Raw genomic sequence first — 13,124 nt, forward strand, 5'->3', positions numbered from 1 at the left:
ATATGAACCGACGCCCCGAGACCAAAAAAGAGTATCACCTCCTCCTGGGGGTGGTACTCTTTTTATTTCTACTGATGGCCGGCTGCCTGCAGACCCGCAGCCTGAAGGAAGCCTCCTGGTCGGACGAAAGCCTGCGGGAGGCCTACGCTAAGCCGGTGGCGGCGTGGCCGCAGGCCACGCTTGAGCCGGGGGTAGACCCCGACGCTGAGCTGGCCGCCCTCAATGACGTTCCTCACGGTATCGACCGTAACCGCCGGGAACTTGGCAAGCAACTCTTTTTTGATCCCATTCTTTCGGCCTCGAACCAAATCAGCTGCGCCAGTTGTCACGATCCGGACCTGGGCTGGGGTGACGGGCGCGGACAAAGCTTCGGGCACGATCGGCAGCAGGGAAAAAGGAACGCCCCTACCCTGCTGAACGTCAGTCGCTGGGAGCACTTTTTCTGGGACGGGCGGGCGGCCAGTCTGGAGGAACAGGTCTTCGGTCCCATTCAGGACCATCTGGAAATGAATCAGGACCTGACGGAAATGGAGCAAGAACTCAACGCCATTGAAGGATACCGCACGGCTTTTCGGGAAGCCTACGGGGTGGAAACGATTACGCGAGCCGACGTAGCGACCGCCATCGCCGACTTTGAGCGCACCATTCGCAGTCGCGTCAGTCGGGTGGACCGCTTCATCAACGGTCAGACGGATGCCCTTACGGATGCTGAGCTTCGTGGGTTACACCTGTTTCGGACCAAGGCCCGCTGCCTGAATTGTCACCACGGCCCCCTCTTATCCGATCAGCAATTTCACAACAGCGGCCAGCACCTGATGGGCCGGCCCCAGGAAGATTTCGGGCGCTTTTACGTGACCCAGGACAGCAGTCATCTCGGGCAATTCCGTACGCCGACGCTGAGGGACGTTGCCTTTACCGGACCCTACCTCCACCACGGGAACATCCAGGAGTTACGGGAAGTCCTGACCATGTACAATAGCGGTATGCCGCAGATCATCTCCCGGCGCACCCGGGAGGCAGCGGCGGTCATCCCGGTGCACGATCCCCTGCTTCAGCCCCTGGGGCTGAAGGACCAGGAGCTGAACGACCTACTGGCCTTCCTGGAGGCACTTTCGGTCCGGCCCCGCACCGTGCGGGCACCGGAATTCCCCCGGAACGAGGCGCGCTGATCTTAGCGCTTAGTTTGGAATCATTTCGTAGGTGGTCGTGTAGTTGAAGGCACCGACGAGGTTATCCAGGCGTAATTCACGCGTAGCCGTAACGACAAACTGGGTTCCGCTAATGGATACGATGGTGTATTCATCAATCAGGGTACCTTCTTCGTTACGGACGACCATAAAGGTTCCGTCTAAATCGGTAACGTAGAAGTTGTCGTTAAAGGGTGACAGTACGGTGGGGTCACCGGGCTCCGGGCACTGCATGTCTCCCTGGATAATCCGCATGGCGCCATTTTCGAGGAAAAACAGGACATCATCGCGGTCGCAGTCGTCCACTCCGGCCTGGGCGGCAGCCCGGGCGGCGTAGGTTTGCTGTAAGTTTTCCCGGGTTTCACCGGCATCACTGATTTCCTGATCGGTCAGGTTGGCAATTCGACCATCCGCCACCGTTTCCAAAGTGGTGGAAGCGGAGGAAATTACCCAGCCGTTCTCCCGACCGATGTTGGTGATGGGGCCCAATTCGTCCGTGTTGTCGGTACATCCAGAATGAAAAATTACTGCCGCGGCAGCCAGGAGGAGGAATAGTTGACGCATACGTTCAATAAATTTTATGTCGCTAGCTTAAGGCTGATGGAGAAAGTGCCCCAGCAAAGATGGTCTGCGGTTAGTAACGTTTGGGGAAGGGAATCCGTACTCCCCTAGGTAGCAGAAGGTTTGTTATTGTCGGCCGTTTTTCGTTTTTGAAAACGCCAGGCTTCCGGGACGATGGCCACCAGTAGCCCACCCAAAAACATGATCAGGTTCCAGTACCAGGCCATCGGTTCTTCATAGAGCTGGATGTAGGTAACCTGATCTTCGAGTTTAATCCGTTGGGTGCTCCAGAGCTCGACCGGATTCTTCTTATCCGTTGGGGGGCCGATCAGGCCCTTGATGGGCAAACTCTTGTCCGGAGGACATCCCTCGGCGGTGACACAATCGGGGTCATTGTTTTTGAACCAACCAATCACGGAGGCCCTTACCGTGGCTCCGGAATACCAGTTGGCGGCCTGCTGTCTGGTCAGGATGGGACGAAGGATATAATCTTTATCGGTGACCCGAAGTGCGGGGCCGACCAGCAGAGCATTGCCCAGTTCTCCCCCGGTGATCTCAACGTAGTCAGCGTCTCCGAGGCCTTCCGCAATCACTTCTTCCAGCGCCACCGTCCGGAGGTTATGGGTGCCAAAATTCTGACTGATGAGGTTGTTGCACCCCGTGATCATCAGCACTACCCCGGCAAACAGAACAAAGTATCGAAGTATCATGGCGCAAAGGTAATCAGGGATTCGCTAAGGTAGTTCCGTGGCGGCTCGCCAAAAAGGGTTAGGTTAGTAAAACAGCCCGCTCTCCGGTCTCTAGCCTCGTACCCATAACTTTTGCCGGGAAATCCCCCCAAACAACGTGGGCACGTCCTGGATTCTGATCAATCCTTTGTCTCTGAGTCTCGTTATCTTACCCCTAAATTAATGATCATGCGTACCCTCCTACTGCTTTGTATTCTGTTTTTCACCTTCCCATTGAGCGGGCAAGAAGAAAGTATTTATGATGACGACCCCATGCAGGAGCTTCCCCTGGGGATGGAACACGCCGAGTATAAAATCCGTTACCCCTCCGGAAAAGAACTGGTGCAAACGAGGGTAGAACCCATGCACTGGTGGGTGGATATGGTCGACCCCCGACTGGAGGTGCTGATCTATGACCGCAACGTGGCCCGCTACGATCAGGCGACGGTTGATTATCCGGGGGTATCCGTGGAATACGTTAAGCGGCTCGAAAACCCCAATTACCTTTTTGTGGGACTGTACATCGCTCCGGGTACCCAACCTGGCGCCTTCCCCATCAAGTTGGCATCCCGCGTCCGCGCCCAAAATGAGCCGACGGAGACGAAATCGTTTGAGTACACCCTTCGGGCGCACCCCCGGCTGGAAAAAGGCCCCCGAACGCCCCTGAGTCAGGATGATTTCATTTACCTGATCATGCCCGACCGCTTCGCCAACGGCGACCCCGATAACGACAGCGTTGCCGGGATGGCACAGCAGGGAGTGAACCGCGATAAATTCCTTTTCCGGCACGGTGGTGACCTGACGGGCATCTTGGGCAAACTCGACTACCTGGAGGATCTGGGGGTAACGGCTATCTGGCTCAATCCCGTCCTGGAAAACGACCAACCCTACCAAAGTTATCACGGTTATGCCGTTACGGATCATTACCGAATTGACCGTCGCTTCGGCAGTAACGAGGACTATAAGGCCCTGGTAACAGCCGCCCACGAGCGGGGAATCAAGGTCATCATGGACGTCATTTTCAACCACGTCGGAGACCACCACTGGTTCATTGAGGACCTCCCGAGTATGGACTGGATTCACCAATGGCCGGAATACACCAAGACCACCTACCGGGCGACGACGGTATTCGATCCCCACGCCAGCGAATACGATAAGCGGCTGATGACCGACGGTTGGTTCGACAAGCACATGCCGGACCTCAACCAGCAAAATCCTCACCTGGCGAATTATCTGATCCAGAACAGCATTTGGTGGACCCTCTACAGCGGACAGGATGCTTTCCGGATTGACACCTACGCTTACCCCGACGCCGCCTTCATGGCCCGCTGGAATCAGCGGCTACGGGAAGAAATTCCCGATCTGGGCATCTTCGGGGAGACCTGGGTGCACGGTCCCGGTGTACAGGCCTGGTTTGCGGGGGGAAGAAATATCCACCAGGATTTCGACTCTCACCTCCCCGGCGTAACGGATTTTCAACTTCACTACGCCATCAATGAGGCCCTGAGCGTTGATCCCGGATGGAAAGAAGGCGTCCTGAAGCTTTACTACACTCTGGCGCAGGATTACCTGTACGAAGACCCCACCAAAAACGTACTCTTCCTGGACAACCACGATCTGGGCCGGATATTCTCTACGGTGAACCGGGACATGACGAAATTCAAGAGTGGGCTGGCTCTCCTGATGACCCTGCGGGGGATTCCGGTGATGTACTACGGTACCGAACTGGCCTTTACCGGGGCCGGCGGTGCCTTCGGGGAAGGTGGGCGCGTGGGTTTCCCGGGAGGATTTGCGGGCGACGACCGTAATCTGTTCTCCGACCAGGACCGCGATGCCACCGAGCGGGAAGCCTTCAATTACGTGCGCCGACTGGCGCAGTACCGCCAGAAAAGTGCGGCCATGAGCCACGGCACCCTTACCCAATTCCTGCCCCAGGAGGGCGTCTACGTTTTCTTCCGCCGGGCGGGTAAGGAGCAGATGATGGTCATCTTCAACGGCAGCAGCAAAACGGTTGAGGACGTAAATCTTGTCCCCTACGAAGAACGTCTGGCGGGGTACTCCGCGGGTTATGACCTGACCAAAGATCGGGAGCTTAACTCACTGGAGGGTATGACGCTGGCCCCGAAGGAAACGAGAATTATCTTCCTGAAGTAGTCGGATGACAAGAGGCGTAACGCCGTATCCCAAAAAGAAAAGCGGTGCTGAGTTTGCTCAGCACCGCTTTTCTTTGACGTTCACCCCTTACTGTACCTTGAAGTTATAGGTAATCCGTCCACACTGACGTTCCGGGGCGGTGCCGTCGGCCTTGAAACGCCATTTTTTGGCGTTGGCGATGGCGGCGGCCACCAGATTCGGATCCGCAGTGGTACTACCGGACTGGGTGTATTTCGCTTCGGTGATGTTGCCGTCGGGACTGACGCAGACGGAAACGACGACCACACCGGAGGTCTGAGAGTTTTCCCGTACGGGTGGGCTGGCCAGTACACCCCGTCCGCCCAGGCCACCGGAGACGCGACCGTTACCGGTTGAAATCCCCGTGAGTCGGTCGGCGTTGGGGTCACCGTTGGGATCACCCTGGTTACCGGGGTTACCGGTATTACCATTTCCGGATCCGGTGCCAAACAGGCCACCGATCTGGTCACGGGTGGCGTTGGCTTCCGCTTCCCGGGCCTGGCGTTCGGCCTCGGCCTGGCGTTGGCGCTCTGCTTCGGCTTCGGCCTGCCGGCGACGTTCGGCTTCGGCGGCTGCCTGACGCTGACGCTCGGCTTCAGCCGCCGCCTGACGTTGGCGTTCGGCCTCGTTGGCTTCGCGTTGCTGCTGTTCCCGTTCCGCCCGACGGCGGGCTTCCTCCTGCTGTTGCTGACGGCGCAGCGCCACCTCCGCGGGGTCTTCCTGCTGGATTACTTCCCGCTGCTGGGGCTGCGGCTCCGGACTGGAGGTTGGGGGCGGAGGCGTGGGCTCCGGCTGAACCTCCGGTGCGGGCGGCGGCGGCGGCGAAGGCTCCGGCTGGCTTACCGCCGGAGCGCTGGGGCCTGCGTTTTCGCTACCCTGACCGGTATCCACAAAGCCCAGGTTCACCAGAATGCCTGGTTGGCCCGGAGGAGGATTCAGATGGAAAAAAATCGGAATCACCAACAGGATGACGAAAAGGACGAAACCGATCCCCGCGGCTACTTTACCGCGGCGGTCTCCTCTGAGTTCTGCTTCTGAAAGTTGGGCTTCCATACTTTATTGATTTGTCTGTGGTGTAGATGATAAACTTCATCCGATTACATAAAAGTGCCCCACATCAACTTAAAAAAAACCAAAATCCCCCAATAATTAGGGAACGGCAGGAGAATCCTAATGAGCAACCTCCTCCTGTTGGTACAGGCGAAATAACCAGTATACCAACAACATTTGCACCGCCAGCCGGATGGCGGCGACCGTATGGGTTCCGATCGCCGGCCGGGGCCTGAGGAGATCCCAGACGTGAATGCCCAGAAACATGACCATCAGGATCAGCGTACCCAGTAAGGCCAGCTTGCGGAAATTTGGCAGGAACAGGAGAACCCCAAGAATGATTTCCGCAATTCCACCAGCGGCGTTGGCCATCCGCTTGGGGAACCAGTCGGGCATGATGGGATCGTAGAAGGCCGGATTAACGAAATGGTATATCCCCGCGAAAATCAGGATGCCGGCAAAGATTTTGAGGAGCATTATTTGCGGGCCTTATTGTTCAGGTAATCCAGGGCGATGTTGGTGTACAACTGTACCCCCAGTTTCATGCCCCGGTCATCCACCCGGAAATTGGGTGTGTGGTGGCCGGGCGCCTCCGCCCGGTTCATCTCCGGGTCCATCCCTCCGAGGAAGAGAAAGAGGCTGGGCACTTCCTGAGCGTAAAACGCAAAATCTTCCGCTCCGGTAATGGGCCGTACGAGATTTACGTTGTCCTCTCCGGCCGTGGCAACGACGGTGGGCATGAGTTCCCGGGTGATGGCCGGGTCGTTGTAGGTGACCGGGTTTCCCGGTTCAATGTTGACGATCGCTTCCGCGCCGCTGCTGGCGGCGATGTTCGTGGCCGTTTGCTCGATTCTGTGGAAAATCTCTTTCTTCATTTCCGTATCCAGGGTTCGGATGGTACCGATCATGGTCACTTCGTTGGGGATGATGTTCTCCCGAACGCCACCTTCGATCTTGCCGATGCTGATGACGGCCGCTTCCTTGGTCAGCTGGGTTTGCCGGGCGATGATCATCTGCAGTCCCTGGATGATCTGGGCCGCAGCGGTGATGGGATCGATACCGGCCCAGGGCGCCGAGCCGTGGGCCTGCTTACCCTTGACGGTGATGGTAAAGCGATTGGATGCCGCCAGGGCCCCTCCGGGTTTGTAGTTTACCTGCCCGACGGGCGTCTGGGAATTGATGTGGATACCAAAGGCCGCCTCAACACCATAATCTTTCAGGGCTCCTTCCCTGACCATCATGCTGGCACCACCCTCTTCTCCTTCGGGCGCCCCTTCCTCGGCGGGTTGAAAGAGGAAGACGATCGTACCCTGAATTTCATCCTTCCGCTGGGAGAGAATTTCGGCCGCTCCCATGAGCATCGCCACGTGGGTATCGTGCCCACAGGCGTGCATCACCCCTACTTCCGCGCCCCGGTACTGGGCTTTGGCTTTGCTGGCGTAGGGCAGATCAACGATTTCGGTTACCGGCAGGCCGTCCATGTCCGCCCGTAGGGCAATGACGCCGCCGGGCTTATTGCCCTTCAACACGCCAATCACCCCGGTGTGGGCTACACCCGTACGCACTTCCAGGCCGAGTTCCCGAAGGTGGTTGGCCACGTATTTGGCCGTTTCAAATTCCCGGTTGCTCAGCTCCGGGTTGGCGTGCAGATGATGCCGCCACTCGATGACCTTGCCCTCGATCGCTTCGGCGGCGGTCCGGGTGGCCTGATAAGGAGCCGTCTGAGCGTGGGCGGCTATGCACGAGCCCATTAAGGCCACCAGGAAAAGAATAATGGAAGGTTTGCTGAATATCGGGCGAATCATTGGCGTAATGTTCTTTTTTAGATTGAGCCCGTAAGATAGTCAACAATGGAATCTGTCATCCGCCCGGTCCGCCGTTCCGCAAAATACGAAGCGGTGGTGAGCAACCTCACCACCGCTTCGAAACTTTAGATTGATTAAAGCTTCGCGCCTTAGTACATCATCAGAGAAGCGTCACGGTCGGCGGCTTTACGCTTTTTACCCTTGACCGTTTCGGCCATCTTCACGGCCGTGTAGGCGTTGGCAATGCCACTAGTGGCGGACAGCTCCGCGAAGCTCACCGTTTCCTCCGAACCAGGCTTGGTGACCTGCAGGCTGACGGGCAGAGCACTTTCGAGGATGATCTCCCGCACCTGCTTCGCCGTCAGGTCGGGGAAGTAGCTGCGCAGCAGGGCCGCGATGCCCGCCACCATCGGCGCAGCCATGGAGGTACCCTGGAGGTTCTCGTACTCGTCACCGGGAACGGTGGAGTAGATTCTTACGCCGGGAGCAAAAACATCGACGTACTTGCTATTGTAGTTCGAGAAGCTGGCGGGGAAGGAGGCGTCGTAGCTGGCGCTGGAGGCCCCCACCGTGATCCAGGTTTTGCTGGCCTTAGGCTTGAAGAGCCCCTTTTTGACGTAAGTATCGTTCGGATAGTTGTTCGTCAGGGTCAGCTTCTTGCCGTCATTACCGGCGGCGTGCACCAGCAGCACGTCGTTCTTTTCGGCGTAGCGTACCGCAGCATCAACGGCATCCTTATAGGGGCTCTGTCCCTTACCGAAGGACATATTGATTACCGAAGCACCATTATCTACCGCGTAGCGGATGGCGTTGGCTACGTCCTTGTCGCGCTCGTCGCCGTTGGGTACCGTCCGTACGGACATAATACGCACGTGGGGGCCACCCACACCGTCGACGCCGATGCCATTGTCGCGCATGGCGGCAATGATACCGGCTACGTGAGTACCGTGCTGAGCGTCAGGTCCTTCCACGTTGTTGTTTCCGTAGTAACGATCATCCAGGTTGCTGGGATTGTCGCCTACGATGGAACGGGCGTCAAAATCGGGGTTGTAGTTGTATTTCAACTGTCCGTCAAAGTAGTCCACGGCATCTTCGATCTGGCCATAAACTTCCTTGAAGGAGGCGCCGTTAGCGGCCGCGTTGGCGATGATGCGCTGCACCATGCCGGTCATCTGGTCCTTGTTTTCCATTTTAGCGACGGCCTCGGCGGTGATGTCCGCAGGCTTTTTGCCCATCCGCTTCACGATGGCGTCAAAGGCTTCCTTGATGGAGCTGAACTGAGCCGCCTGGGGGCCTAAGCTTTCCTGGGTTTCCTGGATGGTTTTTTCGTATTCCTTGTAGGCGTCAAATTCTTCCTTCTCTGCCTTACTGAGTCCATCGCGGTTCCGGTTGTTGTACTTGGCTTTGTACTTGTTGTACAGCCGGACGACCTCCAGGTTTTCGTAGTTGATGTTCTGTCCGTCGGCGCCGCCGATGAAGTTCCAGCCGTGGATGTCGTCCACGTAGCCGTTGTTGTCGTCGTCGATGCCATTTCCGGCGATTTCACCGGGGTTGACCCACATGATGTCCTTCAGGTCTTCGTGATCGGCGTCTACGCCGGAATCAATCACGGCTACGACCACCGTCTGAGCGGACTTTCCCGCCAGGTATTCATGCGCTTTCTTGGCACTTACGCCGGGAAAGGTATCGTCCGTACGATCCAGGTCCCACCAATTCTGGGGGGCTTCCCCCTGGGCCACGAGGCCCGCTGCCGCCAGAAAAGCGACAAAAAAGAGTAGTTTTCTCATGGTAATTCGCTGATTTTATCCGCAAAGAAAGCAATACTTCTTTGGTTAACCTTGCTTTCCCGTCCGCTGATCCCTCAAGGAGGGCTTCTGGCCGACGGAATGCGGAAATTATTAGAGTAACGTCCGTTGCGGAGAGTTGGTCCATAAGGGTTTCTTAAAATCTTGGGGCGCGGGGCCGTGAAGCGAAGCGGAATACTCGGCTCAGCCGGTACAGGTGCAGGGTGCAAGACTCTACTTTACCCGGTTTCGCTGGGGAATACTCCCGGGGCCAGCGTTTCACTCATCGGTGCGCATTAGGAGGTCGAGGATGCCCCGGGCGATCTCCCGGCGGAAATCTTCGGCGTAATCACCATTCCCCATCACCACCACTCCAAGATCACTTTCGGGTACCAATACCAGAAAAGACCGGAACCCCCGATCTCCCCCGAAGTGCCCCACCGCTGCCGTACCGTCCAGGTCGTACCGCTGAAAGCCCAGTCCGATACGGTCCGTCAGGACGGTGGAGGGGTCGACCATTTGCCGCCAAAAACCATCCTCCTTTTCCCGGGCCAATGCCCCCAGGACGTTGGCCATCCATTTCGCCAATTCCTCCGGGGAAGCATTAAGGGTACTGCTGGGTGCGTGCTCCCGGGTGTAGGGGTAAATGGTCCGGGTTCGGACAGCCCCGGTGAGCCAGTGCCTGGTGTGGGGGCGGGCCAGCAGGGAGTCCGGCAGCAGGAAGTGGCGAAAATCACTGTCGTGCATCTTTCCTGGCTCCAGCACCCGTGCTTTAACGTAGTCTTCAAAAGCTTGTTGGCTGACCGTTGCCACCACGTGCCCCAGCAGATCGTAGCCCAGGTTGGAGTAGGCGAAGGTGGTCCCCGGCGTCGTGCTCAGTTGCCAGTCCTCCGCCAGCAGGTAACGCTCCAGGCTACCGGGGTCCGTGTGGTAACGCCTCCAGTGGTAGTTACTGAGGTCGGGCAAGCCCGAAGTGTGGTTGAGGAGCTGGCGGACGGTAACGTCCGAAAACCTCGGGTCCGTGACCTGAAGACCGGGGATTAATGCTACGATTCGGTCGTCGAGATCAAGGGCGCCGTCCGCCACCAGCTGCATTACGGCCTGAGCCGTGAAGAGCTTACTGACCGAGGCGGTGTGGAAGAGGGTCGTTTCCGTTACGGTGCGGAGCGTATCGAGGTCCGCCCAGCCGTATCCCCTGGCGTAAAGGACGGTATCCGCCCGAGCAACGCCCACGGCGATGCCAGGCAGTTGGTGCTCGGACATGATTTGCAGCACGAGTTCGTCAACCTGATCGGACAATTCCCAGGAAGCCGCCGGGCCATTGGCCCGGGGCGGCGGCAGGGTGGATCGGCCACAAGCCTGCAGGAGCACGAGCAGGATCAGGATTATCGCGGGAAGTACCAGGTGGGCGATGCGCGGCAGCGATCGATAAACGTTAGCCATGCGGCGAAGTAACAAAGGTAAAGGTGACCAACAGGATCAGATCGACCAGCAGCAGTCCGATACCGACATAATTAGCCGCCGTTCGCTGACTGGCCGTTTTCCCAACGGCCAGTATCCCCAGGACCAACAACACCGGAACCGCCGCAATCGCCGGCAGGGTAAACAATTCCACCAGCACGTCCAGCCGGCCGATTTCCCACTGGTACTGACTGGTCAGAAACAGCAGGACGAAATAGACCAGGAGGCCGGCCGCCAGCAGGGGAAGTAGGTACTTGGGAAATCGGATCATGGGCTTTGCTCTTTTGGCATGTGTTGGCACCTGCGGCAGCCAAAAAATGACCTACCGGTTAATACGGGTGACACCTAAAATAAATATAGGGTTCATCAGTAAAACCCGTACCTTTGCGCCTTCTTAGCGAAATCGCTCCCCAAATTTAACTGCATGAAGTCCATTCGCAACATCGCCATCATTGCCCACGTAGACCATGGGAAGACCACCCTGGTGGACAAAATGCTCCTCGCCGGGCAACTTTTCGGAGATCACGAGAACCCCGGAGAGCTGATTATGGACAGCAACGATCAGGAGCGGGAGCGGGGTATTACGATCCTTGCCAAAAACGTGTCCATTAACTATAAGGACACGAAAATCAACATCATTGACACCCCGGGCCACGCCGACTTTGGCGGAGAGGTAGAACGGGTACTGAACATGGCCGACGGGGTTATCCTGCTCGTGGATGCCTTTGAGGGGCCCATGCCCCAGACGCGTTTCGTACTGGAAAAGGCCCTGGGTCTCGGACTGCGTCCCCTGGTGGTCGTCAATAAGGTGGACAAGCCCAACTGTACGCCCGAGGAGGTGCACGAAATGGTGTTCGACCTGATGTTCAACCTGGACGCCACCGAAGAGCAGCTGGACTTCCCCACCATCTACGGCTCGGCCAAACAGGGTTGGATGAGCGAAGACTGGAGGGAACCCACCGACAATATTCTTCCTCTGCTGGACGCCATCCTGAAGTACGTCCCCGAACCCCAGATTCCCGAAGGCAATACGCAGCTGTTGGTTACGAGCATCGAGTTCTCCAAGTACATCGGCAGAATGGCCATTGGTCGCCTGAGCCGGGGCTCCATGAAGCGCAACCAGAACGTTACGCTGATCAACCGGGAAGGAGAAGAGAAAAAGGGACGGGTGAAAAGCCTTTACGTCTACGAAGGCTTCGGCCGCACGGAGGTGGAAGAGGTACAGCCCGGCGATATTTGTGCCGTCTTTGGCGTGGAAGGCTTCGAGATCGGCGATACCATCGCCGACGGCGAGAACCCGGAGGCACTGCCCACCATCGCCATCGACGAGCCTACGCTGAGCATGGTCTTTACCATCAATGATTCTCCCTTCTTTGGTCAGGAGGGCAAGTACGTGACGAGCCGCCACATCAAGGACCGTCTGACGGCAGAACTCGAGCGCAACCTGGCCCTGCGGGTCGAAGAAACCGATTCGGCGGATACCTTCCGGGTATACGGTCGCGGGGTAATGCACCTTTCCGTACTCATTGAAACCATGCGCCGGGAGGGCTACGAGCTGCAAATCGGCCAGCCCCAGGTAATCATCAAAGAAATCGACGGCATCAAGCAGGAGCCCATCGAAGAACTGACCATCGACGTACCCGAACCGCTCTCCGGTACGGCCATCAACATGGTCACCCAGCGCAAGGGGATGATGCTGAGCATGACGCCGAAGGGAGAACGGGTGACGCTGGAATTTGAAATTCCCAGCCGGGGCCTCATTGGCCTGCGGAGCAACATGCTCACCGCCACCCAGGGTGAGGCCATCATGACCCACCGTTTCAAGGAATTCCAGCCCCACAAGGGAGAGATTCCCGGCCGGATCAATGGCTCGCTGATCTCCATGGAACAGGGTAAGAGTATCCCCTATTCCATCAACAACCTCCAGGATCGTGGCCGCTTCTTCATTGAAGCTGGCGAAGAGATTTATGAAGGTCAGGTGATCGGAGAAAACAGCCGGGCCAACGACCTGACGATCAACGTCACCAAGACCAAGAAACTCACCAACATGCGGTCCAGCGGTGCCGACGACAAGGCACGTCTGGTACCCCCGAGGAAGTTCACGCTGGAAGAAGCCCTGGAATACATCCAGGCCGACGAGTACGTGGAAGTAACCCCCAACAGCCTGCGCCTCCGGAAGATTCTGCTGCGCGAAGCCGAGCGTAAGCGTGGGGAGAAGATTTTGTTCTAGTTCCTAGTTGCTGGTTACTGGTTGCTAGTTGCTGGTGATGGGTGGGGAGTTGATCGGATTTGCGGCCGCAATCCTACACTAAGTCATTTCTGCGACGCGGCACTTTTCGTGCTCCGGCCGTGAATTAAGTATCTTTAGCGCGTAAT

The 13,124-nt window shown here is 57.5% G+C and carries 11 protein-coding genes; 3 read left to right on the forward strand and 8 right to left on the reverse strand.

Annotation, left to right across the window (positions count from 1 at the left end; translation table 11 throughout):
- The first annotated feature begins 2 nt into the window (after positions 1–2).
- The gene (locus E1J53_RS08850) at positions 3–1,169 is read left to right on the forward strand and encodes a cytochrome-c peroxidase (RefSeq protein WP_134272574.1); all 1,167 of its coding nucleotides are present in this window, start codon (positions 3–5) and stop codon (positions 1,167–1,169) included.
- A gap of 9 nt (positions 1,170–1,178) precedes the next feature.
- On the opposite strand, the gene E1J53_RS08855 is transcribed toward E1J53_RS08850, so the two are convergent.
- Positions 1,179–1,751, reverse strand: coding sequence for a hypothetical protein (locus tag E1J53_RS08855; protein ID WP_134272575.1), 573 nt, complete (start codon positions 1,749–1,751; stop codon positions 1,179–1,181).
- Positions 1,752–1,855: 104 nt separating this feature from the next.
- Positions 1,856–2,458: a hypothetical protein gene (locus E1J53_RS08860; RefSeq protein ID WP_134272576.1), complete on the reverse strand. Its 603-nt coding sequence runs from the start codon at positions 2,456–2,458 to the stop codon at positions 1,856–1,858.
- A 207-nt stretch (positions 2,459–2,665) separates the two neighbouring features.
- On the opposite strand from E1J53_RS08860, the gene E1J53_RS08865 reads away from it, so the two are divergent.
- Entirely contained in the window at positions 2,666–4,630 is a 1,965-nt protein-coding gene (locus E1J53_RS08865) for a glycoside hydrolase family 13 protein (RefSeq protein ID WP_134272577.1), read from the forward strand.
- Positions 4,631–4,717: 87 nt separating this feature from the next.
- Here E1J53_RS08865 and E1J53_RS08870 read toward each other — a convergent pair whose 3' ends face one another.
- The 6 genes from E1J53_RS08870 to E1J53_RS08895 form a co-directional block, all read right to left on the reverse strand.
- Entirely contained in the window at positions 4,718–5,701 is a 984-nt protein-coding gene (locus tag E1J53_RS08870; protein WP_134272578.1) for a TonB family protein, read from the reverse strand.
- Between the two features lie 117 nt (positions 5,702–5,818).
- Complete coding sequence (locus tag E1J53_RS08875) at positions 5,819–6,175, reverse strand: MauE/DoxX family redox-associated membrane protein (RefSeq protein WP_134272579.1); 357 nt, start codon at positions 6,173–6,175, stop codon at positions 5,819–5,821.
- A complete protein-coding gene (locus E1J53_RS08880; RefSeq protein WP_253931234.1) occupies positions 6,175–7,503 on the reverse strand; it encodes an amidohydrolase in 1,329 nt (442 codons plus the stop codon). The genes E1J53_RS08875 and E1J53_RS08880 overlap by 1 nt, the downstream gene beginning before the upstream one ends.
- 149 nt (positions 7,504–7,652) lie before the next feature.
- The gene (locus E1J53_RS08885; protein WP_134272580.1) at positions 7,653–9,290 is read right to left on the reverse strand and encodes a S8 family peptidase; all 1,638 of its coding nucleotides are present in this window, start codon (positions 9,288–9,290) and stop codon (positions 7,653–7,655) included.
- Positions 9,291–9,566: 276 nt separating this feature from the next.
- Positions 9,567–10,730 (reverse strand): serine hydrolase, encoded by a 1,164-nt coding sequence (locus E1J53_RS08890; protein WP_134272581.1) that lies wholly within the window; start codon positions 10,728–10,730, stop codon positions 9,567–9,569.
- Complete coding sequence (locus E1J53_RS08895) at positions 10,723–11,019, reverse strand: hypothetical protein (RefSeq protein WP_134272582.1); 297 nt, start codon at positions 11,017–11,019, stop codon at positions 10,723–10,725. Before E1J53_RS08895 ends, E1J53_RS08890 begins: the two co-directional genes overlap by 8 nt.
- Positions 11,020–11,172: 153 nt before the next feature.
- Here E1J53_RS08895 and typA point away from each other — a divergent pair, with 153 nt between their 5' ends.
- Complete coding sequence (typA, locus tag E1J53_RS08900) at positions 11,173–12,978, forward strand: translational GTPase TypA (protein WP_134272583.1); 1,806 nt, start codon at positions 11,173–11,175, stop codon at positions 12,976–12,978.
- Positions 12,979–13,124: the final 146 nt, after the last annotated feature.

The organism is Lewinella sp. W8 (assembly GCF_004375085.3).
GTDB lineage: Bacteria > Bacteroidota > Bacteroidia > Chitinophagales > Saprospiraceae > Neolewinella.

Excerpts from the sequence above, each read along its gene's own strand:
- E1J53_RS08850 (WP_134272574.1), top strand. The coding sequence starts at position 3 with ATGAACCGACGCCCCGAGACCAAAAAAGAGTATCACCTCCTCCTGGGG.
- E1J53_RS08855 (WP_134272575.1), bottom strand. The coding sequence starts at position 1,751 with ATGCGTCAACTATTCCTCCTCCTGGCTGCCGCGGCAGTAATTTTTCAT.
- E1J53_RS08860 (WP_134272576.1), bottom strand. The coding sequence starts at position 2,458 with ATGATACTTCGATACTTTGTTCTGTTTGCCGGGGTAGTGCTGATGATC.
- E1J53_RS08865 (WP_134272577.1), top strand. The coding sequence starts at position 2,666 with ATGCGTACCCTCCTACTGCTTTGTATTCTGTTTTTCACCTTCCCATTG.
- E1J53_RS08870 (WP_134272578.1), bottom strand. The coding sequence starts at position 5,701 with ATGGAAGCCCAACTTTCAGAAGCAGAACTCAGAGGAGACCGCCGCGGT.
- E1J53_RS08875 (WP_134272579.1), bottom strand. The coding sequence starts at position 6,175 with ATGCTCCTCAAAATCTTTGCCGGCATCCTGATTTTCGCGGGGATATAC.
- E1J53_RS08880 (WP_253931234.1), bottom strand. The coding sequence starts at position 7,503 with ATGATTCGCCCGATATTCAGCAAACCTTCCATTATTCTTTTCCTGGTG.
- E1J53_RS08885 (WP_134272580.1), bottom strand. The coding sequence starts at position 9,290 with ATGAGAAAACTACTCTTTTTTGTCGCTTTTCTGGCGGCAGCGGGCCTC.
- E1J53_RS08890 (WP_134272581.1), bottom strand. The coding sequence starts at position 10,730 with ATGGCTAACGTTTATCGATCGCTGCCGCGCATCGCCCACCTGGTACTT.
- E1J53_RS08895 (WP_134272582.1), bottom strand. The coding sequence starts at position 11,019 with ATGATCCGATTTCCCAAGTACCTACTTCCCCTGCTGGCGGCCGGCCTC.
- typA (WP_134272583.1), top strand. The coding sequence starts at position 11,173 with ATGAAGTCCATTCGCAACATCGCCATCATTGCCCACGTAGACCATGGG.